Source organism: Copranaerobaculum intestinale (assembly GCF_009831105.1).
Classification (GTDB): Bacteria; Bacillota_I; Bacilli_A; order Erysipelotrichales; family Erysipelotrichaceae; genus Copranaerobaculum; species Copranaerobaculum intestinale.
The window spans coordinates 1-25979 of record NZ_WUUQ01000008.1 but is presented as its reverse complement, the minus strand read 5'-3'; the positions used below and the strand labels follow the sequence as shown (position 1 = coordinate 25979).

General features: G+C 42.3%; 22 protein-coding genes. 8 read left to right on the top strand and 14 right to left on the bottom strand.

Going from position 1 to position 25979, the window contains the following annotated elements:
* Positions 1 to 20 precede the first annotated feature (20 nt).
* Both hflX and GSF08_RS11220 read left to right on the top strand, forming a co-directional pair.
* On the top strand, positions 21 to 1265 hold the full coding sequence (hflX, locus tag GSF08_RS11225) for a GTPase HflX (RefSeq protein ID WP_160625887.1): 1245 nt from the start codon (positions 21 to 23) through the stop codon (positions 1263 to 1265).
* Positions 1266 to 1477: 212 nt separating this feature from the next.
* On the top strand, positions 1478 to 2620 hold the full coding sequence (locus GSF08_RS11220; protein WP_249806124.1) for an NlpC/P60 family protein: 1143 nt from the start codon (positions 1478 to 1480) through the stop codon (positions 2618 to 2620).
* A gap of 195 nt (positions 2621 to 2815) precedes the next feature.
* Here the strand turns inward: GSF08_RS11220 and GSF08_RS11215 are convergent, their stop codons facing one another.
* A complete protein-coding gene (locus GSF08_RS11215) occupies positions 2816 to 4333 on the bottom strand; it encodes an NAD(P)H-hydrate dehydratase (RefSeq protein WP_160625886.1) in 1518 nt (505 codons plus the stop codon).
* A 259-nt stretch (positions 4334 to 4592) separates the two neighbouring features.
* On the opposite strand from GSF08_RS11215, the gene GSF08_RS11210 reads away from it, so the two are divergent.
* Genes GSF08_RS11210 through GSF08_RS11200 form a run of 3 tightly spaced genes read left to right on the top strand, consistent with a single transcriptional unit; the run spans position 4593 to position 7209 of the window.
* Positions 4593 to 5219 carry an ECF transporter S component gene (locus GSF08_RS11210; protein ID WP_160625885.1) on the top strand — a complete coding sequence of 209 codons (627 nt, stop codon included), beginning with the start codon at positions 4593 to 4595 and terminating at the stop codon, positions 5217 to 5219.
* An 8-nt stretch (positions 5220 to 5227) separates the two neighbouring features.
* Positions 5228 to 6427: a bifunctional phosphopantothenoylcysteine decarboxylase/phosphopantothenate--cysteine ligase CoaBC gene (gene coaBC / locus GSF08_RS11205; RefSeq protein WP_160625884.1), complete on the top strand. Its 1200-nt coding sequence runs from the start codon at positions 5228 to 5230 to the stop codon at positions 6425 to 6427.
* Positions 6428 to 6432: 5 nt separating this feature from the next.
* Entirely contained in the window at positions 6433 to 7209 is a 777-nt protein-coding gene (locus GSF08_RS11200; RefSeq protein ID WP_160625883.1) for a type III pantothenate kinase, read from the top strand.
* Positions 7210 to 7236: 27 nt separating this feature from the next.
* Here the strand turns inward: GSF08_RS11200 and GSF08_RS11195 are convergent, their stop codons facing one another.
* The 7 genes from GSF08_RS11195 to GSF08_RS11165 form a co-directional block, all read right to left on the bottom strand.
* Entirely contained in the window at positions 7237 to 8112 is an 876-nt protein-coding gene (locus GSF08_RS11195) for a YitT family protein (RefSeq protein ID WP_160625882.1), read from the bottom strand.
* A gap of 119 nt (positions 8113 to 8231) precedes the next feature.
* The gene (locus tag GSF08_RS11190) at positions 8232 to 8867 is read right to left on the bottom strand and encodes a hypothetical protein (RefSeq protein ID WP_160625881.1); all 636 of its coding nucleotides are present in this window, start codon (positions 8865 to 8867) and stop codon (positions 8232 to 8234) included.
* A gap of 9 nt (positions 8868 to 8876) precedes the next feature.
* A complete protein-coding gene (locus GSF08_RS11185) occupies positions 8877 to 9512 on the bottom strand; it encodes a DUF4004 family protein (protein ID WP_160625880.1) in 636 nt (211 codons plus the stop codon).
* 92 nt (positions 9513 to 9604) lie between these two features.
* Positions 9605 to 9994 carry a DUF1893 domain-containing protein gene (locus tag GSF08_RS11180; protein ID WP_160625879.1) on the bottom strand — a complete coding sequence of 130 codons (390 nt, stop codon included), beginning with the start codon at positions 9992 to 9994 and terminating at the stop codon, positions 9605 to 9607.
* Positions 9991 to 10500, bottom strand: a complete 510-nt coding sequence (locus tag GSF08_RS11175) for an ECF transporter S component (protein WP_160625878.1) — start codon at positions 10498 to 10500, stop codon at positions 9991 to 9993. The genes GSF08_RS11180 and GSF08_RS11175 overlap by 4 nt, the downstream gene beginning before the upstream one ends.
* A gap of 3 nt (positions 10501 to 10503) precedes the next feature.
* Entirely contained in the window at positions 10504 to 11640 is a 1137-nt protein-coding gene (locus GSF08_RS11170; RefSeq protein WP_160625877.1) for an aldo/keto reductase, read from the bottom strand.
* 44 nt (positions 11641 to 11684) lie between these two features.
* A complete protein-coding gene (locus GSF08_RS11165; protein ID WP_160625876.1) occupies positions 11685 to 12749 on the bottom strand; it encodes an alpha/beta hydrolase in 1065 nt (354 codons plus the stop codon).
* A 301-nt stretch (positions 12750 to 13050) separates the two neighbouring features.
* On the opposite strand from GSF08_RS11165, the gene GSF08_RS11160 reads away from it, so the two are divergent.
* The 3 genes from GSF08_RS11160 to GSF08_RS11685 are packed head-to-tail and all read left to right on the top strand — an operon-like array spanning position 13051 to position 17850.
* Positions 13051 to 13632, top strand: coding sequence for a TetR/AcrR family transcriptional regulator (locus GSF08_RS11160; protein WP_160625875.1), 582 nt, complete (start codon positions 13051 to 13053; stop codon positions 13630 to 13632).
* Positions 13625 to 16546: an acyl-CoA dehydratase activase gene (locus GSF08_RS11155; protein WP_160625874.1), complete on the top strand. Its 2922-nt coding sequence runs from the start codon at positions 13625 to 13627 to the stop codon at positions 16544 to 16546. Before GSF08_RS11160 ends, GSF08_RS11155 begins: the two co-directional genes overlap by 8 nt.
* Before the next feature lie 5 nt (positions 16547 to 16551).
* A complete protein-coding gene (locus GSF08_RS11685; protein ID WP_160625873.1) occupies positions 16552 to 17850 on the top strand; it encodes a 2-hydroxyacyl-CoA dehydratase in 1299 nt (432 codons plus the stop codon).
* A 22-nt stretch (positions 17851 to 17872) separates the two neighbouring features.
* Here GSF08_RS11685 and GSF08_RS11145 read toward each other — a convergent pair whose 3' ends face one another.
* The 6 genes from GSF08_RS11145 to GSF08_RS11105 form a co-directional block, all read right to left on the bottom strand.
* Positions 17873 to 18613 (bottom strand): hypothetical protein, encoded by a 741-nt coding sequence (locus GSF08_RS11145; protein ID WP_160625872.1) that lies wholly within the window; start codon positions 18611 to 18613, stop codon positions 17873 to 17875.
* Between the two features lie 52 nt (positions 18614 to 18665).
* Positions 18666 to 20279: a recombinase family protein gene (locus tag GSF08_RS11140; RefSeq protein WP_160625871.1), complete on the bottom strand. Its 1614-nt coding sequence runs from the start codon at positions 20277 to 20279 to the stop codon at positions 18666 to 18668.
* A 1191-nt stretch (positions 20280 to 21470) separates the two neighbouring features.
* Positions 21471 to 22637 (bottom strand): XRE family transcriptional regulator, encoded by a 1167-nt coding sequence (locus GSF08_RS11125; RefSeq protein ID WP_160625870.1) that lies wholly within the window; start codon positions 22635 to 22637, stop codon positions 21471 to 21473.
* A gap of 330 nt (positions 22638 to 22967) precedes the next feature.
* Positions 22968 to 24173, bottom strand: a complete 1206-nt coding sequence (locus GSF08_RS11120) for a hypothetical protein (RefSeq protein WP_160625869.1) — start codon at positions 24171 to 24173, stop codon at positions 22968 to 22970.
* A gap of 170 nt (positions 24174 to 24343) precedes the next feature.
* Entirely contained in the window at positions 24344 to 24766 is a 423-nt protein-coding gene (locus GSF08_RS11115; RefSeq protein ID WP_003019499.1) for a hypothetical protein, read from the bottom strand.
* A gap of 257 nt (positions 24767 to 25023) precedes the next feature.
* Positions 25024 to 25659, bottom strand: a complete 636-nt coding sequence (locus GSF08_RS11105) for a helix-turn-helix domain-containing protein (protein WP_160625868.1) — start codon at positions 25657 to 25659, stop codon at positions 25024 to 25026.
* Positions 25660 to 25979: the final 320 nt, after the last annotated feature.

The window sequence follows — 25979 nt, the reverse complement described above, 5'->3', positions numbered from 1 at the left end:
TTTAAAGGAGATGATGCTTGATGGACTTGGAACAGGCCCTGTTGATTTATGCATCCAGTGATGCGCAAACGTATGAACCTGCGCAAATTGATGAGATGTATGCAGAGGCAGATCAAATAGCGATTGTCGACGCGGTGAATCAAAAGCTGGAACATTTTGTGACTGCCACTTTGCTTGGCAGCGGCAAAGTTAATGAAATTCAGGAATATTTACAAACGCATGACGAAATTACGCTGGTGCTGTTTATGAATCCGCTCTCCCCGCTTCAACACCGTAATTTGACAAATTATTGGAAGATACCGATTCTTGACCGCACGCAGCTGATCTTGGAAATTTTCCACGATCGAGCCCGTTCCCGAGAAGCACAGCTGCAAATTGAAGCCGCTCAGCTAAAGAATGAGCTGCCGCGATTAGCCGGAGGCTATCAAGCATTAGGACGGCAGCGCGGCGGGAAAAATAAAGGCCAGGGTGAGAAACAGATCGAAGTAGATCGCAGGCATATCAAAAAGCGGTTGGCTGATGTTAATCGTGCTTTGAAAGCCTTGGAAGCTCAGCGCAGCGTCCGCAAAAAAGCGCGTTCCCGCTCCCAGCTGCCCTTGGTTGCCCTCATCGGTTATACCAATGCCGGTAAGTCAACGATTATGAATGAAGTGCTGAAATACTGCGGAAGCAATGAAGAAAAACAGGTCTACGCCGAGAATATGCTGTTTGCGACCTTGGAAACAAGCGTTCGCCATATTGTTTACTCAGAGTTTCAACAGTTCCTGCTTACCGATACCGTCGGTTTTGTCAGCAATCTTCCCCATGAATTAATCGAAGCATTCCACGCAACCTTAGAAGATATCAAGGATGCCGATCTGTTGGTTCAGGTGGTCGACCGCAGTGATCCTCACTATGAAGAACAATGTGAGGTAACCCGTTCAACCTTACAGCAGCTTGGCGCATCTGCCATTCCCATGATTACCATTTTCAACAAGGCCGACCGATGCGATATTGAATGGCCGCGGAAATCGGTGGATACCTTGACGATCAGCGCAGCTCATGTAAACGGTATTGAAATGCTGCTGGATGTGATTTGTGAACGTCTATACGGTCCTTTGGTAGAAGCTGAATTTGTAATTCCCTATGAGAATAATCAGTTTTTATATGAGCTGAGAAAGCACGGAAGGATCATTCATGTTGATTATTTGGAGAATGTTATGCGCTTACATATTCTCTGCTTATCAAAATTTTTAAACAATAATCCAGAATATTTACAAAAATAACAGAATCCCACAATTTAACATAATCTTTAAAATTTCTTTTGTTATTCTTTCGCCAAACCTAAATAAGCCTTTAGTTTATACGGTTTTCTGATATTGTGAATTTATAAGCAAGTATCAGGATACAAAACACAATCATAAACCTTTTACCCCAAAGGTTTACAAAAAATAAAAATTAAGATAAAATGTGGAGGTCGTGATAAGGAGGTTCTGGAATGAGCGTAAAAAACGAAGCTAAGAACTATAAAGCGCTGCTTGTGGTTCCTGCACTGATGGCATCTGTCTTCGCAGCAGGATTTACCGATAAAGCAGAAAGCAATGTTCCTTCTAAGGGAATCACACCTATTAAAGAAGAGGTGAAGTCCTTTAACAAGGATACAATCAATATCAACGTTGGAGATGACCATGTGATTAACAAGATCGTCAATCACATTTATAAAGATGGTGTATCCATTACTGCAATGCCGGTTAAAGTAGAATCAAACGATCCGAATACGGTTCGCTACTTAATTGGAAACTATGATGTACAGTTGGAGAACTATGATGCAACGATCGCCGGTGATCAGGATGTATTTGTGAACATTCAGAAAACCAGCAGTTCCAATATTTCCGATCAGTACAAGCTGAATGCAGTAGACAGCAATGTCCAGGAAGAAAATGACAACACTGGTGTTATCAGTACATACAAATTCAAATTGCACGTATCTGACGATTCTGCACCAATCATCGAATTAAAGAAAACGAACGATGAGATCACAGTAGGTGACAGCTTCAATGCAAAAGATTATGTAACCCGCGTATATGATATTATCGATGGCGATCTGGATTATACGATTGACAGTAATGTAGATACAGAAAATGCCGGCAACTATGCGGTAACCTTCAAAGCAGTTGATAAAAACGGCAATGAAGCATCTGCCCAGCTGTTTGTGACCGTTAAAGAAGAAGAGGAAGAAGAACCTGAAGAAACAGCGACTGCTTCCGGTCTCAATGGTCAGTACAGCGGCAGTTCCAATGTTGGTTCCAGCGCTTACGGCGGAGGAATCGCAGGTGCAGCACTTGCCCAATTAGGCAGATATCAGGATTGTACTGCATTAGTATCAAACGCATTGGCTTCTCAGGGTATTTATTTCCATGCATATCCTGCAGGCTACCTGTCACTGGGAACTATCGTCAGTGCATCTCAGGCTCAGGCTGGTGACATTATCTACTATGCAGATGGTGGATTAGGTGTTGCACACGTTGCAGTTTATATCGGCAACGGTCAGGCTGTTCACGGCGGATGGCAGGGTAATCAGACAGTCATCGCTTCAGCATATGTTGGCTCTGGTCCAGTATTTATCCGAGTAGGAAAATAGTAAAACGTAAAAAGGAGTGTTCAGCACTCCTTTTTTTATACCTTCCGGCTTGATCATACATAAAACATAGATCATGTAATGAGATATGCTAATCGCTCACAGAAGGCTTTTAAATGATGAATGATTCCGGACAATAACACATTCTTCGTAATAGTATATTTCACAAAGCCAGATGCTTACCGATTGATGAATGCCTTATCCTGTTTCTAACGATGTGAAGGAATATTTCAGATAAGCGCTGATTTCATGAGGCAGGACTGATCGAGCATTACAGTCCTGAATTATCAGGTGAGCTGTATAGGCATGGATGCCGCATCCGAGTATCGCCGCATGAAATGGATCCAGTCCCTGTCCGATAAAGGAAGCAATCAACCCGCACAGCACATCACCGCTTCCACCCTTGGCTAATGCATGATTTCCCCAAGCACATAAATAACGTTCCTGTTTATAGGCAATCAGCGGACGTTCACTCTTCAATACCAAAACCGCGTTTGGATACCGTTCACAAAAACAATCGGCTGCATGCAATGGATCTTCAATTATTTCATCTATGCTTTGATCGATTAAATAAGTCATTTCTTTGACATGCGGGGTTACCACAATTTGATCACGCATCAACAATTCTTCCCGCAAATACTGTAAAGCGTAAATTCCGTCACCATCGATAACACAAGCCATTTTACTATCCAGCACAATACGTACCAAATCGGTGTAGCTGTCACTTCGTCCGCCGCCGCAGCCGCAGAAGATCACATCATAAGCAGCCAGACGAGGCTGTAAGTATTGGGCCGCTGCTTTAGATATTGTCATGCCCTCCTGGGGCAGTCCAATGCTCATAAATTCTGGAAGATACAGCGGTACACTTGGCTGCATATGCTCAGGAACTGCTAAAGTACACATTCCGCAGCCGCTTCTTATTGCGGCTTCCCCCGCCATGAGAATCGCTCCGGTCATTTCCTGACTGCCGCCGATACCCAGCAGCTTGCCATAGCTTCCCTTGTGGGAATGTGAATGACGGATCGGCAGCAGTTTCTTCAGATCTGCCTCATCAATCACATGTAATGCCGGACATACCGCTTCTATCCATGAGCGCGGTATTCCGATTTCCTTTACCAACACTTCTTTGCTGTATAGGTAACCGGGATACAGCCAATGACCGGGTTTTGATGCAACAAACGTCACGGTCAGATCTGCCTTGACAGCACTGCCTTTTACTTTTCCGTCATCACTGTTAATACCGCTAGGCAGATCGATTGCCAATATGGTTTGAGGGCTTCGATTAACGGCCTCAATCACTGACGCATAGGGCTCATCAACATCTCTCGATAAGCCGATGCCGAATAGCCCGTCAATGATGACATCATAATCCTGCTGTAAGTGCCGTACGACATCAGCACCGCCGTGAATCAACAGATTCTGATTCTCACAAAGCTTGTAATAATATCGTGCGGCTTCGCTGATCGGCGCTTGCTTGGCTACATACAGTACCCTCACCTGTTCAAAGGATTCATGATACAGCGCCGCCAGCGCAAGTCCATCCCCGCCGTTATTACCGGCTCCGCAAATGATCATCACCCGCTTCATCAAATGCTTATCCCGCATGACCTCGTAAATGCCCTTGGCGGCATTTCCCATAAGCTCGATTGTGGATATGCCGTGCATCATTGATCGCTGATCCAATTGATGCAGCTGAGCAGCCAGTAAACAGATCATATTTATCACCTTCTGCCCTTATTATAGCACGCTATTCTAAATACAATGGCGGTTTTATACTTGTTCAAAGTTTCACGAGCTTCCTCAAACTGGTAAAAATTTATTGTCTAAGTAACAGAAAAGGTATATAATTATTCAAGTCTACAGGTCGCTTAGAAGCGCCGCTGATCGATCGACAGCGAGCCATTGTATCTAAGCCCGGGCATAGACATCGTTTCAATACGTTGCATCTTATGTAAGAGTGACAGTGGAGGAAAAAATGAAAAAAAAGAATCAGGTTTTTCGAATGGCAGTTTTAGCAATGCTGCTGGCAGTACAGCTCGTGCTGATGTTTACCCCGCTGGGGTTCATCCCGATCGGGCCGGTACGCATGACGACCATGCATATCCCTGTGATCATTGCCGGGATTGTATTGGGTGTCAAGGGTGGTGCTGCGATGGGAGCCGTCTTCGGTATTTGCAGTATCATCATCGGTACGATCTCACCGACCCCGACATCCTTTGTATTCTCTCCGTTCTATTCTGTAGGCGCGTTCAGCGGCAATTTCAACAGTGTAATAATTGCCATGGTACCGCGTATACTGATCGGCGTGTTCGCAGCTTTGGTGTATCAGCAAATGAAAAAGATGATTCGCAATCAGGATGCTGCCGTGGCTGCTTCAGCGTTTGTCGGATCACTGACCAATACGGTACTGGTGATGCTGGGTATCTATCTCTTCTTCGGAAAAAGCTATGCGGCCGCAACCAATATCAGCTATGATGTTTTAATAACTGCTATCATGGGAATTATTACAACCAACGGAATTGTGGAAGCCATCGGCGGCGTACTCATCGTAATGGTTGTTATCCGGGCGATTCACCCGATCATAAAGAAATGCTCTGTGTGAGGTAATCTATGGCAAAACAAACAGTAGTATTAGGAGTATCCAGCAGCGTTGCGGCTTTCAAAAGCGTGCAGCTGACCAGTGATTTAATTAAGCTTGGCTATGATGTGGAAGTCATTATGACTAAGAATGCCACCGCCTTCATTGCCCCGCTCAGTTTTGAAGCTTTAACCAATCATAACGTGAGCGTCGACACATTTGCCCCGGCGATGCGGGAGGTTCATCATATCGCACTGGCACGAAAGGCCGATGTATTTGTGCTTGTGCCGGCCACTGCCAATCTGATTGCGAAAGTAGCACACGGACTTGCCGATGATATGCTGACTACTACCTTTTTGGCGGCAGACTGTCCGAAAATCATCTGCCCGGCAATGAATACGCACATGTATGAAAATCCGATCACCCAAAAGAATCTTGAAATCTGCCGCAGCTATGGCATGAAACTGGTCGAACCAAATGAAGGAAGACTTGCCTGCGGTGATGTAGGCAAAGGCAAGCTGGCTGATCTGAACCAAATTATAGAAGCTATTGAAGATGCTTTATATTCTGATCATTACCTAAAAGGCAAAAAAGTGCTGATAACGGCCGGACCTACTGAGGAAGCAATCGATCCGGTACGTTTTATCACCAATCACTCCAGTGGGAAAATGGGCTACGCGCTCGCCAAAATGGCAAAGCGGGCCGGCGCTGAGGTTACTCTGATCAGCGGTCCGGTCTCCCTCACTCCACCGTTTGATGTTCATAAAATATTCATTCACAGCGCAAAAGAATTACTGAAAGAAGTGCAGACATGCTATCAAGACCAGGATATGATCCTCATGGCCGCAGCGGTCGCGGATTACGCCAGCGTCAAGATAGCCGATCAAAAAATCAAAAAACGGGATCAGAAGATGCAGCTGGAGCTGATTAAGAATCCGGATATTCTGGCATGGCTCGGTGAACATAAAGAAAATCATCAGATACTTTGCGGATTCGCAATGGAAACCGAACACCTGCTGGAAAATGCCGCCGCGAAATGCGAGAAAAAACATTGCGACATGCTGGCTGCCAATCATCTGCTGACACCGGGAGCGGGATTTCAGTCCGACACGAATATTATGACCCTGATAACTCCTGAGGGGTATGAGGAATTGCCACTGATGTCAAAGGATGCGGTGGCTGAAGAAATTTTAAAGCGTCTATATCGCATATCACAGAAATCAACGAGGTAACCTATATGTTATTAGTAATCGACATCGGCAACACCAATATCACCATGGGTATCTACGACAAAGAAAACCTGATTGGTAATTACCGCCTGAATACCAAGGCTAAACGCACCAGCGATGAATACGGCATGGCTCTGTTAACCTTCATGACCGTGCATAATGTGATCAAGGAATTCATCGAGGATGTAATCATATCCAGTGTCGTACCTAAGGTCATGCACTCTTTCAATAACGGTATCCGCAAATATTTGGATAAGGAACCAATCATCATCGGGCCCGGTATTCGTACTGGTATTTCGATACAGACTGATTCACCGCGTTCACTGGGAGCAGACCGTATCGTAGATGCGGCAGGAGCTTACTACACGTATGGCGGGCCGGTTCTGATTATTGACTTTGGTACCGCAACCACCTATGACTTTATCGCTGCGGATACAACGTTCCAGTATGGTGTTATCGCCCCTGGAATTGAAATCAGTGCCCAAGCATTATGGACGCAGGCAGCTAAACTGCAGGAAATTGAAATTAAAAAGCCGACATCTATTCTGGCAAAGAATACCGTAACTTCCATGCAGGCAGGCCTTGTCTATGGTTATGTCGGTCAAAGTGAATACATTATCCGTAAATTCAAGGAAGCACTGAAGGTGGATATGAAGGTTATCGCAACCGGGGGACTGGGAAGGATCATCTGTAACGAAACAAGCATGATCGATATTTATGATCCGGATTTAACCTTTAAGGGATTAAAGATCATTTACGAAAAATATAAAGGTTTGGAACATTAAAGGCAGGATATGATGAATCCTGCCTTTTTATAATCGCTTTTGAAAGTTTCCGCTGACACTCAAGCCTTCGTTGAAGATAATAAATGCCTGCGGATCAAGTCCATGCATCAGCCGTTTCAATTTTGCTTCTTCATATTTGGATACTACGGTAACGATGATAAAGGTATCCTCATCGGTATAGGATCCGCTGCCCTGCCAGTAGGTGACGCCGCGGTTCAATTCCCGCATCAGCTCCTTATCCACGTTTGGTTTCTTGGTAAAGATCATAGCAGTCATATTGATATTCTGATAATGGATCTTATCTACGACCAGCGACATGCATGCCGTATAGATAATGGAATAAATTGCAACCGGAAGCTCAAACATCATCGCACACACCAGATAGACAAAGGCATTCACAATGATACCGAGCTTGCCGACACTGAAGGATGAATAGCGCAAGGTGAACAGAACGCCGAGAATATCCACCCCTCCGCTGCTTCCGCCGGCCCGCAGTGTCAATCCGATACCAACTCCGGCAATGATGCCGCCGATCAAGCAGGCAGCCAGCAGATCTGTAAGGATCGGTGTGACAGGTATGGGGATCAGCGTCAAAAATACGGTCTGACAAATTACACATAGAATTGTTTTGACAAAGAACTTACGAGAGATGCTGCGATAAGCGATAATTAACAGCGGCACATTCAAGGCTAAGTTCAGCAGTCCGGTAATATCCATTCCGCCGAAGGCATTGGTACCTACACCGCTCATGATCATGGTACGCAAAAGCTGGGCAATACCCATCGCCCCGCCGTTATACAGGTCTAAAGGAATGATAAACGCATTACAGGCCAGTGCAAATAAAAATGCACCGAAGATGATCATTGCATATTCACTTAACTCATCAATTTTTTTAAGCGGCATAACATCGCCTCCTTTTCGTACGCGAGTAATTATAGCATAAACCTTTTGTTTGAAAAGGTCATTTTTGATCATTTTAATTGTATTCTCTGTTTTTAAAAAAATAAGGGTTTCCCCTTATTTCAGTCATTGATGATCGTACAGTCCCCGTTGATTTTACCAATGCGGCAAGACGCATCATAGCGCAGTGTTCCATCGCAGTACACTTCTTCAACATCGCACTTGCGCGACAGCTTGATATTTTGAGCTTCGATCCGTTTGCAGCAGATATGCTCCGCCTGAAAGGATGTACATTCGATATTATCTGCACAGCTTTGATTTGGTATCGGGCTTGAGAATAAATTGAACCCCAAAATACTGATACCGCGTAAATTATGGATTTTGATAACATCACCGACAATGCTTTCCGCAGAGATACGGCCATCAACCTCGATGTAATCAGCACTGATTTCTCCCTCGGTTTTCATCCATCCGGAAACACTGATGCGATCTGCGTATACTTTATTCTTCAAGGATGTATAGATGCCGTTAACTTCCAATTTCCCTATTTTAATATCGTTTTCAACTTTCAGACTGCCATTCACTTCAAGGATGCGCCCATTCATTTTTCCTAAACATTTACAGGTGCCGTTGATTTCTCCGTAATCAAATTTCACATCGCCCTTGATTTTACCGGAACCGTTAATTTCGATCCGATCATACTCTCCGCCGGTTACACTGCCGGCTCCGTTGATTTCCATTTTTCTGTAATCCATCATAACATCCTCCTAGTCCAGCACAAAGTGGAATTGACTTTGATATTTTGTACGTATTGTATCAGACAGCTCAGTCAATCTGATTCGCTTCAACACCTTCATGCGTCCGTCCAGATACAAAACCGTCCCCTCCTTCACCATAAGGATACAGTGAGCGCCCTGAATCTCATACATGTATACATCGTAATCACTGGTATGAATCTCCTGCAGCGCCGGCAAAATATTTTCAACCATTTCATGCACCTGATCATCCGCTAACGAGAATTCCTGACGGATCATCGACAGTGCGATCATCAGCAGAATTTCCACAAAGGTAAACTCATCTTTTGAAAAGGCGTCCATTAGGGTTGCCGTCAATTCAACATCGATCTCATTGAAGACCTCCAGATCTTCTTCATGAAACAGCCGTTCACTTGCTTCCGGCGACAGCATCCTGGCCATTTCTTCCAATGAGTATTGATCCTTCAGCTGCTGAATACGTTCGATCCTGCTGAGTATTTTTTCTTTAGGAAAAAACGTTTCCTGTCCGGTATAGGAAGACTGTTTATGAAACCATTCTTCCGGAATCAATTTCTCACGCTTCCAGCGATACAGCTGTCCATAAGAGATTCCTGTCATCTGTAATAGCTCTTTTTTTGATATTTCCATATGCCACCTCATGTAACATTGTTCTGTTTACAAATATATACTAGCATAACATTGTTTTATTGTAAAGTGTTGACGATAAAAAAAGCAGAAAATTATTTCTGCTTCAGTATTTCATAAGCTCGCTGCGGATCGGTTTCATGCAATACCAGACTTTCCATCGGACACATGCCGTCATGGCGCCGGTTAATGATATAGGGAACCCGTTTACCATAACAAACTGTGATATTGCTGTTCTTTAGAGCCTGAAGCGCATGTTCACTGATAACTTCGGCATAGAGTGAACGAATCCCGGCATAGCGGAACAGCATCGCTGCCGCCTTACCAACGACCCGGTCAGCCACATCACCGTTTGATAACGGGCAGGATTCTTCCTTCAGCCAATCCATTAAGGGCTGAATGCCCGAGGTATGTGCCTGATACAGCCGGTCGTTTTGAATGAGCGCGCATGTTACCCCCTGCGTCAGATAATCTTTTGCGTTCATAAACAGCGCTCCCGCTTAATGGCTGAGATTACAAGCGGCACCAGCACCCACTGCAGCACAATACCTGGCAGCCCTGTTATAAAAGCTGTCCATACCGTAATTGCCGATACATTTTGCCAGTTGAATAGCAGTGCCGTACCAAACAGCAGCAATGCATAAACCGCTCGCCCGATGAGCTGCGCCGCCAATAATGAAAGTAACAATTTATTTGTTTTCTTATACAACAGGGCAATGATGATGCCATAACAAATGAGTTCCGCCATCATATACGGCAGCTTTGCAAGCATCGGCATACCGGTTGTCATAAAGCTGACAAGCGGGGTGATGATCGCACATAACAGACCATATTCCCAACCCAGCAACGCTCCCGCGATCAAGATCGGTAAATGCATCGGCAGTAATAATGTGCCGACAGCCATGCCGCCAACTGAATGAAATACGATCGGCAATAGCACGCCTACTGCCATTAACAGCGCTGCGCTAACCAGTTTCTGAATATTATTCATACATTATCCTTTCACTGCCAATGCTTCAAGACAGGCTGCGGCTGCGGCTAATTGATTACGGATATCAATATGCTGCGGACACATTGCTTCACAAGCACCGCAGCGGATACATGCTGATGCGAACGCATGTTCTTTTTTCAGCGCTTCCACAGAATGTACCGCGGCTTCGGCATTCTCATACATCGAATAGGTGTTCCAAACCTTAAAATTCTTCGGTATGTTGATACCTTGCGGGCAAGGCATACAGTAGCCGCATGCCGTACAGCCTACTTTGGTGCGTTCTTCGATTGCCTGCTTCACCTTCGCTACCGTTTCCAACTCATAATCAGATAAAGCGTGAAACGGTGAAAAAGTCTTCAGATTATCCGCTACCTGCTGCTCATCGCTCATCCCGCTTAAAACTACTTTAATATTCGGCAGTGATGCAATCCATCGCATTGACCAGCTGGCCATGCTCGCATTTGGATCAACCGCTTTCAATATGGAAGCGATATCCTGCGGCAGCCGTGCCAGCATGCCGCCTTTATTAGGTTCCATGATTACAACCGGAATATTCAGCTTCTCTGCAAGCCGATAACCGCGCATTCCCTGCTGATGATCCACATCCATGTAATTCAGCTGCATCTGACAGAAATCCCAGTTTCGATCCGTGAGAATTTCCTCAAATACTTCGTACGTATCGTGAAATGAAAAACCGATATAGCGAAGCTTTCCAGCTTCACGCATACTTTCTAAATACTCCAGAATGCCAAGCTCCTTGACCTTCTTCCATTTTCCTTTATCCAATGAGTGCAGCAGATAAAAATCCACATAATCTACCTGAAGCCGATCCAGCTGTGCGTGAAACAGTGTTTCTGCTTCTTCCCTTGTCTTGATATCCCAAAGCGGCAGCTTGGTCGCCAGCGTGAATGAATGACGATCGTATTTCTTTAATACCTTCCCCAAAAACGGTTCACTTTCTCCATCGTGATACGGATAGGCAGTATCAATGTACGTTACACCGCTTGTGATTGCCTGATCAATCAGCGCTTCAGAACGTACCTCATCAATCTTTCCTTCATCATTTGTCGGAAACCGCATGCATCCAAAGCCCAGCAAGGACGTTTCTATTCCTAATTTCTCCCAAGTTCGTCTTTCCATCTTTTCCCTTCTTTCCGTTATCTTTATTATAGCATCATCCGCTGTCAAAAATTTTGAAAATGTGATTTCATCGTTTCCGCAATATCATCCAATACCTTTTCAGCCTGCGGATAAGTTCCCAGCCGATCCATAAACGCATGCTCCATACCGTCATAGCGGATGCACCGCACCGGCCTTCCCTGTTCACACAAATTTTGGGCAAAGCGTTCACCCTGCAGCCGCAGATAATCATATTCTGCCGTCACGACCAGCGATGGAGGGAATACTCGATAATCCTTTGTGTAGATGGGAGATACTAACGGATCATCCGCTTTTCCCTGTTGTTTCAGATATAAGGCTTCAATCACCAGCATAGCTGCTCTCAGCGACAACAGACTTTCTACAATTTCCTTGTGGTCCTGTTTTATCTTATACGCTTTGCCATCCCATGGATATGCCGTGGATTCCCGCAGCTGCACACATGGATAAATCAGCCCCATAAAGCCTATGCTTGATTCTTTATTCATCCTTTCAAACAAGGTCAAGGAAGCCGCCAAGCCACCTCCGGCACTGTCTCCGCATACGGCGATCTGCCCATTCACCGGTAATCCGGCAGGATTCTCGCGGCACCAGCAAAGCGCGCGATAACAGTCTAACAATGCACATGGAAAAGGGAATTCCGGAGCGAGCCGATATGCCACGTTAACGATAACCGCTTCGGCTTTTTCACTCAGTGCCTTGCATACCTCATGCACATAGGTAGCACTGCCGCCGATGAATGAACCGCCATGAATATATAAAATACATGGAAGCTTGTTGGACGCATGCAGCGGCACATATGTAAACACATGTACATCCTCGGTAACGGCATGCCTGTTCATAACGACCGCATGCTTGGTTATATCCTTTTCACTTGTCACCATGCGGCTGCGAATCAGCTCCATCACAAAATCCTTTTTATTGAACTTGAAGCCCCGAAACGAATTGGATGTCTGAAGCTTGGTACGAGGATCGAGCCTATACAAACAATTCTCTTCCGGAACCGGACAATTCTCAATGACAAAATCTCCCTCATCCAGGTAGGCATGATTTTCCGTCAACCTGCGATATGCTTTTTCATAATCGTACAAACAGATCCCCTCTTTCCCGTTCCAGTATATCATAAATTGCTTTTATCAGCTTTTCAACTTTAAACTTAAAGCCATAGCAGATTTTATAATTCCAAACCAAGATAGACCTAGTGGAACATATGATTTCAATAAAAATATAAAGTGTGAATCCTTCTTTGCATCCTCAGACATCCTTTTATATCATCTTTTTACATTTAAAATTGATGAACGCTTACATGTTGGTTTTTACTGCTTTTTCATTGACCGTCGGTCATTTTAGGATTAAACTAGTAGCAGAATAAGAACATAACAGGAGGTGCACATGGGTAAGAAAACACGGATTGATGAAGCGGCCCGCACACTTTTTCTGGAATACGGTTTTGAAGATACCAGCGTGAATGCCATTGTCGCTAAGGCTGATGTAGCCAAGGGTACCTTTTATACATATTATAAAGATAAAGAAGAGATCATTACAAAAACGATCATGAGAGAGCACAGCTCAGTGATCGAAACCAACCTCAAACTGTCTAAGCAGTATTGTGAGGAAACCGGTATTCCCTGGTGTCAGGCGTTCATTGAACAGACGATTTCCTATTTCGGAGAACATCCTGATCTTTGCAAGCTGCTGGATCACGGAGCCAGAGCCCGGCTGATGATGAAAGATGTCGTCGTGGATACCATGTGTGAGAGCATTCCGCTGCTGAATGAGTTTTACGATCATCTCCGGCAAAAGCATGAGGAGGACCGCGATGTACGCAATCGGTTTCTGTTATTGTCGCAAATGCTGGGATTCACCTGCTATCAGTCTTATGTACTGCATAAGCCGGATGATATCGAACACGTTAAACCATTGTTGATGGAAGCCGCAATGGGTCTTTGCAGGGGAGGATGCATACATGTATAAGTTAGGATTGGATGTCGGATCGACCACATTGAAGTCTGTGCTGCTCAGTGATCATGATGAAATTCTGTATCAGAGCTATGAACGGCACCGTTCCTTGGTCAGAGAGATGTCCTTATCGAAAATAAAAGAATTGGAGCCTTATCTAAAGGGACACGAAGTCCAGCTCGCAATCAGCGGCAGTGCCGGACTAGGAATGGCAGAAATTGGTGCTTTCCCGTTTGTTCAGGAAGTATTTGCGACTGCCGGTGCGGTACGCCGCTATGATCCCGACAGTGACGTCGTCATCGAATTGGGCGGTGAAGATGCGAAGATCTTATTTCTCAAAGGTTCTTTGGAAGAGCGAATGAACAGTACCTGTGCTGGAGGCACCGGTGCCTTTATCGATCAGATGGCTGCCCTGTTAAATCTGGATTTGAACGAAATGGATGCGCTGAGTTTGAAATATACCCAGCTGTATCCGATCGCTTCCCGCTGCGGTGTATTTGCGAAAAGCGATATTCAGCCGCTTGTCAATCAGGGTGCAGATAAAGCAAACATCGCTGCCAGTATTTTTCAAGCGGTCGTTGATCAGACGATTATCGGATTGGCTCAGGGACGCAGGATCGAGGGTAAGATTCTTTTTCTGGGCGGCCCTCTGTCTTTTTTGAAAGGTCTTCAGCAGCGATTTGTCGAAACCCTAAAATTGGATGCTGAACATGCTGTATTCCCAAGTACCGCTCCTTATTATGTGGCGCTGGGAGCAGCGGTCTATGCCAAGGATAGTACCGACATCTATACATATGAACAGCTGATTGAAAAATTTGAAAAGATCGCTTCTACCCGCATCAAGAACCATGGCTTAAAGCCGTTATTCAAGGACAACGGTGAATACAGTGAATTTAAGCATCGGCACCAGCAGAGTGATATTCCAACCCAGGATATCCATACCTATCAGGGTGATGCCTATATCGGTATCGATGCCGGCTCGACTACTACCAAGCTGATCATGATCGATGAAAAAGATCGGCTGCTTTACAGCAGCTATACCAATAATTTGGGAAATCCGATTGATGTGGTAAAAGCAGAATTAACTGACATTTATAAGCAAATCGATAATCGGATCCAAATCCGTGGATGTGCGGTAACCGGATACGGCGAGGATCTCATCAAAAGCGCTTTCCACGGTGACTGCGGCGTAGTCGAAACTGTTGCCCATTATACCGCGGCGCGTCACTTCAATCCGGATGTAGATTTTATTATCGACATCGGCGGACAGGATATGAAATGCTTCCGCATCAAAGATCACACGATTGATGATATGGTTTTAAACGAAGCCTGTTCTTCCGGATGCGGTTCTTTTATCGAAACCTTTGCACGTTCATTGGGATATGATATTGAAGAGTTTGCACGGCTTGGCTTAACCTCCAAGGAGCCGGTCGATCTTGGTTCCCGATGTACCGTATTTATGAATTCCAGCGTCAAGGAAGCGCAAAAAAACGGCGCCAGTGTCGCGGATATTTCTGCCGGGCTGGCGATGAGCATCGTCAAAAATGCTTTGTATAAGGTGATTCGGGCCCGCAGTGTCGACGATATCGGAAAACAGATCGTTGTCCAGGGTGGTACCTTTCTCAATGATACCATTCTAAGAAGCTTTGAAATCGAGCTGGGCAGAAATGTCATCCGTCCCAGTATCGCCGGTTTGATGGGTGCGTACGGAGCCGCATTATATGTGAAAACCAAGCAGCTGAAACACAGTACCCTCATTTCTGAGGAAGAATTAGCTGTTTTCAGTCATACCTCAAGGGCAATCAGCTGCGGCGGGTGTACCAACCACTGTAATTTGACTATCAATACATTCCAAGATGGCAGTCGCCACATCGCCGGCAATAAGTGCGAGAAACCGCTGGGTATCAAGCAGACAAGTGAAAATCCTGATCTTTACGCTTATAAATATCAGAAGTTGATGAATTATAAAAGCAAACCGGGAAAACGCGGTAAAATCGGTATCCCGATGGTTCTCAATATGTATGAAAATCTGCCGTTTTGGCATCCTTTCTTTACTGAACTTGGATTTGAGGTCATATTAAGCGGGCGCAGCTCAAAACAGATGTACGCACAGGGTTCGCAAAGTATATCCAGCGATACCGTCTGTTTTCCGGCTAAGCTTGTTCACGGCCATATTCAACAGTTGATCGATGAGCAGGTACCGATCATTTTCTACCCATGCATGACCTACAATTTCGATGAAGGCATCTCAGATAATCAGTTTAATTGTCCGGTTGTCGCCTATTATCCGGAAGTAATCGCAGCCAACATGGAGCTGGATGAGCAGCTGTTTCTCTATCCTTACCTGTCCTTGCATCAGCCAAACCGCTTCTATGACAAAATGCAGGCATTCTTAAAACGCTTCGGCTGCGACATTTCGATAAAGGAGATCAGACGCTGCGGTGAGCTTGCTTTCCGCGCTTACCACGCTTATAAAAACGATGTGCTGAAAGCAGGTCAGGAAGCGATTCAGTTCGCGCACGATCACCATAAGAAAATGATCCTATTGGCGGGACGGCCATACCACATTGATCCGTTGATCAACCATGGCATTCATAAGCTTCTTACAGGCTTGGACTTCGTTGTGCTCAGCGAGGACAGCGTACCGTTTATCACGCCATATGAAAAAGTAAATGTGCTGAATCAGTGGACCTATCACGCCCGTATGTACAATGCTGCTCGCTATGTGTGCAAACAGCCGAACATGGAATTGATCCAGCTGGTATCCTTCGGCTGCGGCATTGATGCCATCACCTCTGATGAAGTAAAAGATATTCTTCGTGAGCACGGAAAATTATATACACAGATCAAGATTGATGAGGTAGACAATCTGGGGGCAATTCGTATTCGTGTACGTTCCCTATTGGCTGCCATGGAAGAAAGGAAGTGATTTAGATGGAACGCGTAGAATTTACCAAAGCGATGCGTAAGACGCACACCATTCTGATTCCGGACATGCTTCCAATCCATTTTAAGATGATTGAACGAGTTCTTCGCGATGAAGGCTATCAAGTAGAGCTTTTACAAACAACCGGTTCTAAAATAGCCCAGGAAGGATTAAATCACGTTCATAACGATACCTGTTATCCGGCTTTGTTGGTCATCGGACAAATGATCGATGCCTTGAAGAGCGGAAAATACGATTTGGATCACGTCGCCCTTGCGATCACCCAGACCGGAGGAGGATGTCGAGCCAGCAATTATTTGTATTTGTTGCGTAAAGCGTTGGTGCAGGCCGGATTTGAAAACATACCCGTGATCTCTCTTAACTTTTCTAAGATGGAAAAAAACAGCGGCTTTAAATTGACGCTGCGGCTGCTGATCAAGCTTATCTATGCTTTGATCTATGGTGATATGCTGATGTGGATCGCCAATCAGTGTCTGCCTTATGAGGCGGCAAAGGGAACGACAATGGGAGTTGTCGATCACTGGGTAGCTAAGCTAAACACCCAGTTTCACAGTCTGCGGTTTCTTTATATATCCCGTAATTATAAACAGATGCTGACGGAATTCTCAATGATAAAACGTTCTTGTGTCAATAAGATCAAGGTTGGAATCGTCGGTGAAATTTATATGAAATACGCACCGCTGGGAAACAACAATCTCGTCGATTTTCTATTGAAGGAGAATGCTGAACCGGTGGTATCGGGAGTCATCGACTTTGGACTTTACTGTTTAAAAAATAATCAGGTTGATTTCTCACTCTACGGAATCAAAAAACATGTCCAGCCGATTGCCAAGCTTGCCATTTCCTTCATTACGCACTGTCAAAGCCGCATGATAAAAGCGATTCAAAAGGAAGGAACCTTTCGCGCTCCAGGAACCTTTGATTCGCTTTTGGATGCGGGAGAGGGTTTTATTAACAAAGGAGCGAAGATGGGGGAAGGCTGGCTGCTCACCAGCGAAATGGTCGAGCTGATTCACAGCGGAGTTCAAAATATCGTATGCTGTCAGCCGTTTGGCTGTCTGCCCAATCATATTGTCGCCAAGGGCATGATGCGAAAAATCAAGAATGTATATCCAACCGCCAACATCGTAGCAGTCGACTATGATCCCGGAGCGAGCATCATCAATCAGGAAAACCGTCTGAAGCTCATGCTGGCTAATGCCCGCCTGAATGAACGCATGGCTCATGGAGGAACTGCGGAATACGCAGATAAAAAGGCTCACGTCTATGCCTATGAGCCTCACTAGAGAAGATAAAATCTTCTCTTTTTTATTTATCCTTGGCCATGAGCAGGTAAACGATGCCGCACAGGATACCGCCAACCGGATAGACTAACCAGGCGATGCGCCAGCCGTCAAGCAAAAATCCCCAAAGCAGGAAAATAATTGTCGCAATCAACATGATCACACCGCTGTACTTTCCAACCATCTCATCTTCTTTGGATACCGGATTTTTTTCATCCTTCCGTGTATCCTCATACTTGGTTTTCTGAAGTCCGAAATACACGAAGATAGATACTACGATTGATACAATTGCCATAAACACACCGTTTGCTATATATTCCGGTGCGAACTGAGCGATGATCTCATGAATTACCAAACTGATAATGATCATGCCAACCCCAACAACGATCGCAATCTGAAATTTCTTATTAAAGGCATCTATTTCTTCTTCGGTGTAGATATGCTGCGGTATATTTGGATATTTCTTATGGAATGACTCACTTTGCATTCCATAATACACAAATATCATCACACCGATCGTCACCAAAATAAAGAATATCATGATTAAGATGATTTCATACTTTCCAGTGAAGATAGTTTCCATAAAAGCACCGGCGGTTACTGCACTGATGCACATAAAGACACCAAGGGTCATCGCCCAGCTCATTTGGTTGCAGTACTGCTCATATCGTTCGATTCCTACGACATCGCGTTCCTTCACATCCCCTTTCAGTAAATCATCCATCGTACAGTGGAATAACTCACACAGTACCATCAGCTTATCCAATTCGGGATAACCACTGCCAGTTTCCCTTAGTTAAAGATATGCCCCCTCATTATCAGTCTACTTTTCCAATAAATCGGTAGTATATCTCTATTTCCTGTATTCTTTCGTTATCCTCATTCGTTGTTGCTTCGTGAATAAGGATTTTTTCTATCATTGCATTTAACAACGGTGCTGTCAGTTCCTTTGGTACGGAATACTCCTTAATTAACTCAATCCACTTTTCAGCACCTACCATATCCTGTTCCATTTTACTTAATTCTTCTCTTAGGCTTGTTATCTGCTGTTCCAGTTCTATCTGTTCCTTTTGATATTTCCCCGACAGCATAATGAAGTTTCGTTCTGTTATCTTCTCACAGGCTCTATCTTCATACATTTTCGCAAATAAACGGTCAATCTCATTTTGTCGGTTCTCGGCTTTCTTCAAAGTATTTGCCTTTTTCTTCTTTTCCCGCATTCGCTCTGCATTGCCGACTTTCTGTATTTTGTTCAATACCTTTTCTTCGTCCTGCTGTACTGCCTTAGCCCAATACTGCAATCGTTCCAATACAGCTTGATATAGCACATCATAGCGGATATAGTGCATAGAACAATAACCTTTGCCAAACTGTCCGTAGAAACTGCAAGCATAATAACTATACGGTGTTTTATTTGCCTTATTTGTTGCAAATCTCATAGACCAGCCACAATCCGCACACTTAACAAGCCCTGCAAATATCGGCGTTGCTTTTTCCTTTGTCTGTCTACGCCTTGATTTTATCTGTTCCTGCACACGATAGAACACTTCTTTGTCAATAATCGGTTCGTGGGTATTTTCTACTCGAAACCATTCGCTTTCAGGCTTTCGTACTTTCTTCTTGCTTTTGAAAGAAACGGTTGATTGTCGATTATGAACGCTGTTTCCGATATAGACTTCACTTTTCAATATCGCCTTTACATGAGCAATCGTCCACTCATAACGCTTGCTTTCGGGTTTGCCCTCAAAGATATGTGCAAAAGTACCATACCTTGTAAAATTCAACCAAGACGCTGTCGGGACTTTTTCTTCTCGCAGTATCTTTGTAATTTTTGCACTACCGTAACCTTGATAGGCTAGAGAGAAGATTTTTTCAACAATCCATTTTGTTTCCTCATCAACCAACAGTTTTCCTTTGATGTCGGGGTGTTTCTTATATCCTAACGGAGCATAAGCCCCATAATACGCACCCTCTGCAAATTTTGTCTTAAACGCTGATTTCACTTTACGGCTCGTATCTCTTGCTACCCATTCATTGATGATGTTCTTAAATGGTGCAATCTCACTTTCGCCTTTTTCGCTGTCTACACCGTCGTCAATCGCTATGTAACGGACATTATGGCTGGGAAAATACAATTCAGTATATTGCCCTGTCATAATATAATTTCTGCCAAGTCGTGATAAGTCTTTTGTTACAACACAGTTGATTTTTCCTGCCTCTATATCCTCAATCATTCTTTGAAAGCTCGGTCTTTCAAAATTTGTTCCCGACCAGCCGTCATCAATATATTCATCAATCACATTCAAATGATGTTCTTTTGCATATAGACGCAACATACTTCTTTGTGTGGTAATGCTGGAACTTTCGCCCTGTAATTCATCATCTCGGCTTAACCTAAGATAAAGTGCAGTATTGTAAATCTGTTGTTTCATTGTCAGTTATCCTCCTTTATAACTAACCCGTGTTTACAATACCTGCTTGCAAGTAAAGTATAACACGGGTACTTTTTGTCATTCAATCTATTTCTTACAACTGCACCGATTTTATGCGATTGTCTGCTTTGCTTTTTCCAACATGACATCCGTTAGAAGTTCTTCCATTGTCTTTCCCTTTTCGGAAAAATGCTCTTTTACAACAATCTTTGTCTTTCCTCTGTTGCCAATGCCACACTTGCCATTTTTCTTTTGAATTGTTTTTACAGCATTATCAATAACACATACCCCCTTTCTGTAAAATCTTTCTAAGCAATTCAACGGCTTTTGTCATAGCCCACAGGAGTTCCACCTCTGCATAGTTCTTATGTAGCCGTACCCATTGCGTGCGACGCTCTGAACGCTCAAGCTGTGGCTGTACGGGAGTATCATTATCTGACAGCACAGGTCATAGCGATAAAAGAGGACAAGTCTTTTACAAGAACACAGATAGGTTATCGCTCGCTTTTGCAGGGGAAAGGTCATGGCGTATCTGTTTCAACGGCTCGCTGTCTGTCAAACGTATTGAATTGCTTTATTCAGTTGTCAAAGAACGATTGAAAGAAGAAAATCATCTTTCCTATATACCGCGTTGGAAAAGAGGAGAAATGTAACTAAAATTCAAAACTTTTTCCCTTTTTCACTACTATCTGTACAGCAAACGTCCATTTGCTAAGTTGAAATAGAAAAATTTTAACTTCTTTTCATGCACCATATAGGGATAGCAAGTATCGGTTTGCTAAGTTGATGATGAAAAAAGATTGTTTTTCTTTCCACGCCCTAACTCCCCATACACTACCGTTCCTGCCAAAAATGGAATGAAAGATTTTCTTTGCTCCATATAGGGAACGGAAACTACGGATTGTTAAGTTAAAAATGAAAATAGTTTCTTCTTTCACACCATATAAGGACAGCAACCACCGATTTGATGACCTGTTTTCAAAAAAAGTTTCGATTTTCTTTCCTCGCACCATATAAGGAATAGAAGTCTTATTTTGTTGCAGGTTTTTCAAAAAAATTTCAATTTCTTCTTACATTCCGTATCTGTACACCAAAGGAAGATTTTATGACCTTATTTAAAAAGTTAGATTTCCTTTCCTCGCACCATATCTGTACACAAGTAGCCGTTTTGTTGCAGATTTTTTGAAGAAATTAAAAAATACCGTCATTCCTTTGTGGAACAGCGGTATCTTTCTCAATCATATCTGCTATATCTGTTGTCATTTGTTTGATTTTTAATTCCTGCTTTTCTGTTAGTCTTGTATGCCTGTCGATTTCTTCCAGATACTTTGCTCCTGTTTTCTTTTCAATCTCTTTTATCATCAATAAAGAGGGCATGACCTGTCTTTCTAACCAGCGTTTTGTTTTATCCATATTGACAGCAACAGGTGTCATAATAAATGGAAGTGAAGTCGTTACATTATCTAAAAATATATCCCATAAAATATAATCGGGAAAATCTATTTGTGTGAGGATAAGATTTGCTATGGTCTGTTCGGGATTTCTTGAAAAAACAAGTTGTTCTATCGTTTGTTCTGCTTTTCCATTTTTTAAACGAATTTCAAAGCGGTTCTTAATGTTTGTTTTTATACCTTTGCTTTTTTGTTCCTTTTCTTTTTCATACAGGCAAAAGTAGATGGAACTATTCTTTGAACCGATATAAAAGGTTTTTGCAGTATCTCCATGTGTACCCGATAATTTCCCGCTGTCTACTGCTTCATGGGTTCTTGAACGTTTCCATACCTTGTTGGCATAATAGCGTTCCCTTAGAATTTCTATATCCAGCAATCCGCCCATATCATTGATTGCTAAATCTATACGTTTAAAAACGCCTTGATAATCTATACAACAGCTTAAAAAGGAATACCAGTCTATCCCTCTTGCCTGTAAAACATATTCCAAGTTCCGACACCCCATACCTCTTAATTCTAATAAAACACCCATAGAACTATCTTTAGAAGCATTTACACTAATATCCCCATAGATATACTGTTCTTCATAACCAAACATTCCATAATCTTCATGTATAAAATATTCGCTTTTCATTGCCAGTACATTTTTTATAATCTCCAATGCGTCTGTGGTAGGAAAACGAACACGCAGATAGTCAATCGTTAAAGTGAAAGGCTGTGTACAATTACAATAATCAAGATAATGTAGAAGTATATGTTTCATTTCTTTACTGGCTTTTGTTTTTCCGTTTTCAATTTCATTTAAGTTCTGCCTGCTGATTTGTAGTTCCAGTGCCAGTCGTGATTGCGAATAATCACAGGCATTTCTCTTTTGTTTTAATGTTTCAATAAATTTTATATCATTCATGCTTTATTCCTCCAATCAAAAAAGGCATATACTCATAGGAGCATACACCTTGTATCTTATATTTATTTTCTATTGATATGCTGTTTTAGACCTGTCGGGTAAAAAGAATAGGGTGTGAAGTGAAATAAGTTCTTATAACTTTATAAATCGTTGCATATCAGCAGTTTTGTATTTGTTTTTGCTCTTGTCTTTTGTAATAGTACCCCCCTGTTAGATAACGGGGGCTTGATGTTCGCTCGCAAGCTCGCTCAACTGCCGAAGTGAACCAGCCACTAAAAACGGCGAAAAAATCTAAGAGATTTTCCCACCGCCGTGTCTGGATCACTCCGTCTATGCTCTTTTACCGGCTTTGAATATGCAAGTAATATTTCTTGCTTTAAAGTATAGTTCTATTTCTTTTTTTATGTCCTCAATCTCTGCTTGTGGAAAATTAAAATCATCTAGCCAAATCATCATGCTATCATTTTCATCAGGTACTGCTTCAATGATGGCTTTGTAGATATGCGTTTCATCTTTTATTGCAAGAAGATAATCGTACATATGAACATTTTTCATAGCTATCGTATATTTTTTATTATTGTTTTCATCTATCTCATTTAAGTTTTTTTCTTCAAACTTCATTTTGTTATAGGTATACCAAAGCTGCCATATTAAAATTACAACCATAATTATATCGTATATAATCCAAGAACTTCCTAAGCATAGTGGCAGTAAAATGCATAAGATAATGACAAAAGGTATCATCCATAATGTTCTTCTAAATTTACCTTTATAATTCATATTCCAGTAAATAATAGATTTATCTTTTTTATTTGATGTATTTGTTTTTTGCTCTGCTTTTTCAATAACTACTGGGCATATTTTATGTAGCAAATTTGATATTTCTGTTTGACGAAGTTCATCAGCAGTTTGTTTGTCACTAGGAGATAGATATTCTTCACCATTAAAATATATAAACCTAATTTGTTCATAATTCCAAACAGGGCTTTCGTGTAAATAATATATTTTTTCAACTCCGTGTCTTGGAAAAAGACGACCGTTCATAACTACCCAGTTTTCACTAATAAGGACAGGGAAATATTTTCGTAATATATTGTGCTCAAACAATACTTTTTCAAAACATTCACCTTGTAGAGATTCCTTTAATTCCTCTTTTGTTTTGATATGATTTAATACAGGTACGCAGTGATAAGATAATTTAATATATCGCCATATCTTGCGTGCTGTAAAAATAGTGATGAGCCAAAATAAAACTGTGAGGAATATAAATATACCACGAGGATCGTTAATAGTCATAAAGACTCCTCTTACAGCATAAAATAGGCAAAAAAGCCAAATTACTCCTAGTAAAATTTTTTTCAATGGAAAGAATCTAAGCCATTCTATCTTTGTTAAAAAATTTAATTGTGAAGTTTGTAAATTTTCTTTAGCTTTACTGCTTTCATCAGCGATTTTTTCTGTTAGCTGTTTTCTAATATATTGAGGTAAATTAGCAAGTATAAATATCAGTGCAACAGCGATAATACCATGCATCATTTCTCATCCATCCTTTTTAAATTAATTTTAACTTCTTTTGATTTTGCTATTTTAACAATTACATTTCCCTTTATATGAAGATATAAATTATCTTTACCTCTGAAACTTCAAATTCTTGTATTACTAACATCAAACAAATTCACATTTTTAGTTCTACAAGCTGGAATTTGTTACTCTTTTGTATCGTAAATAATTTTGCCCGTAAAGTAAATTGAAATGTCCATTTGAACTAAATCTTCTGTTTCTAAGATAGATAAATAACCAGAATACAATACTTGATTATACCCATATAATTCATTTACAATTTCAAAGCTATAGTTTTTGTATCTCTTTATAAAGTGTTCCAGTTCTAATTTCTCACCGTTGAATTTTCCATAGTTTCCCCATTTGCTCTGCAACATCACGCAGGTACAATCAAAATCCACACCTTCGATTGTGATGTTTCCCTCGACCTGTTCAAAAGGTTCTGTAAGTTTTTCATATCCGTCCTCAAATTCAAGTGCTATTGTTTGATCTTGAATTATAATCTTTTTGACTCGCATATCATGCAGACTATATGGAATGGGCGGATTGTGTTTATATTCTGTCCTCATGAGACCTCCCCGTCAAATTCTAATTTGTCGCTTTCTTCATATCCATATTATAACAGTTCCATATATCCGCCACAATAAAAATCAGCATATCCCCTTGATATTTTTCTATCTTGGAAAATGCACACTTTTTCTTTCTTCCTCTTGATTACCCACCACAGAAAAGAAAAAGCCCTGTCAAGAGCCTTGCCACCATTGGTGGTGCTTTGCACTCTTTACTGGGCTTTTTGTTTGCTGTATCTTCGCATAAGAAGAAAGAACTACTCGTCCTCATCATCAAAATGGTTATTCCTCAATACTTCCCGTAGCAGTTCCATATCCTCTTTTGAATTGGGGTTTATCATTTTTACGACTTGATAAGGTGTCCTATATTTATGTCCCTCTGTGCTTTCCCCAAACATATCCATGCTGTATAAATCATCATAGCGGTTTAGCAGTTTTTGGAATTTCAAATGCTGGATAAATTCTTTGATTGGGTAAAGGTCGGACGCTACAATGCTTTTCCCGTTGATGTAGTCAGTAATATATTCCCGTAACTTTTCCAACTCATATTCCAGCCATTCTTCCTCGCTGTCAAAGAAGTTGTCATAATGCCCATGTTTCAGTTCTGCATTTAATCGTTCTTCAATTTTTAAAAACTGGCATACTTCCTTTTCGGCTTGATTAACATACTTCCATTCTCCCGATAATAATTCATTGGGTGTTACTCCCAGCACGTCCATTATCTTTTCCAGCGTATCAAAGGTGGGGTAATTCACACCTCGTTCAATCTTGGAAAGGCTCTGCATATTGATACCGATTTTGTCCGCCAGTTCCTGTTGTTTCATTCCTCTGTGTTTTCTTATGGTCTGTATGTTTTCTCCTAAGAAACTGATTTTCTTTTCGTAATGCTCCATGACTTAGTATAAACACTCCTTTCATTGCTTTTCTTGGTATTTATAAGCATATCATACTTAATATATGTCCAAAAGTCAATAAAAACTTCTTGACAAGTAATTCTAATGACGTTATTATCGTATCAGATAGAGTGATTAAGCACAATAGGGTCAATCACACGCTTGAGTAAGCATAGAAAAGATGTGTTTTCATTTTGATAGCATGAATAAACATGGACTATCAGACCGAAAATAAGGTTTCTGACTGGGGCTGTTCCGTTTAGCCACGAGCCTTACAAGGCTCGTGAGCGTTAAGAACGGAGCAGACACAGGAAGAAAGG

Coding starts and splice junctions, on each gene's coding strand:
- hflX (WP_160625887.1), top strand. CDS start 21: ATGGACTTGGAACAGGCCCTGTTGATTTATGCATCCAGTGATGCGCAA.
- GSF08_RS11220 (WP_249806124.1), top strand. CDS start 1,478: ATGAGCGTAAAAAACGAAGCTAAGAACTATAAAGCGCTGCTTGTGGTT.
- GSF08_RS11215 (WP_160625886.1), bottom strand. CDS start 4,333: ATGATCTGTTTACTGGCTGCTCAGCTGCATCAATTGGATCAGCGATCA.
- GSF08_RS11210 (WP_160625885.1), top strand. CDS start 4,593: ATGAAAAAAAAGAATCAGGTTTTTCGAATGGCAGTTTTAGCAATGCTG.
- coaBC (WP_160625884.1), top strand. CDS start 5,228: ATGGCAAAACAAACAGTAGTATTAGGAGTATCCAGCAGCGTTGCGGCT.
- GSF08_RS11200 (WP_160625883.1), top strand. CDS start 6,433: ATGTTATTAGTAATCGACATCGGCAACACCAATATCACCATGGGTATC.
- GSF08_RS11195 (WP_160625882.1), bottom strand. CDS start 8,112: ATGCCGCTTAAAAAAATTGATGAGTTAAGTGAATATGCAATGATCATC.
- GSF08_RS11190 (WP_160625881.1), bottom strand. CDS start 8,867: ATGATGGATTACAGAAAAATGGAAATCAACGGAGCCGGCAGTGTAACC.
- GSF08_RS11185 (WP_160625880.1), bottom strand. CDS start 9,512: ATGGAAATATCAAAAAAAGAGCTATTACAGATGACAGGAATCTCTTAT.
- GSF08_RS11180 (WP_160625879.1), bottom strand. CDS start 9,994: ATGAACGCAAAAGATTATCTGACGCAGGGGGTAACATGCGCGCTCATT.
- GSF08_RS11175 (WP_160625878.1), bottom strand. CDS start 10,500: ATGAATAATATTCAGAAACTGGTTAGCGCAGCGCTGTTAATGGCAGTA.
- GSF08_RS11170 (WP_160625877.1), bottom strand. CDS start 11,640: ATGGAAAGACGAACTTGGGAGAAATTAGGAATAGAAACGTCCTTGCTG.
- GSF08_RS11160 (WP_160625875.1), top strand. CDS start 13,051: ATGGGTAAGAAAACACGGATTGATGAAGCGGCCCGCACACTTTTTCTG.
- GSF08_RS11155 (WP_160625874.1), top strand. CDS start 13,625: ATGTATAAGTTAGGATTGGATGTCGGATCGACCACATTGAAGTCTGTG.
- GSF08_RS11685 (WP_160625873.1), top strand. CDS start 16,552: ATGGAACGCGTAGAATTTACCAAAGCGATGCGTAAGACGCACACCATT.
- GSF08_RS11140 (WP_160625871.1), bottom strand. CDS start 20,279: ATGAAACAACAGATTTACAATACTGCACTTTATCTTAGGTTAAGCCGA.
- GSF08_RS11125 (WP_160625870.1), bottom strand. CDS start 22,637: ATGAATGATATAAAATTTATTGAAACATTAAAACAAAAGAGAAATGCC.
- GSF08_RS11120 (WP_160625869.1), bottom strand. CDS start 24,173: ATGATGCATGGTATTATCGCTGTTGCACTGATATTTATACTTGCTAAT.
- GSF08_RS11115 (WP_003019499.1), bottom strand. CDS start 24,766: ATGAGGACAGAATATAAACACAATCCGCCCATTCCATATAGTCTGCAT.
- GSF08_RS11105 (WP_160625868.1), bottom strand. CDS start 25,659: ATGGAGCATTACGAAAAGAAAATCAGTTTCTTAGGAGAAAACATACAG.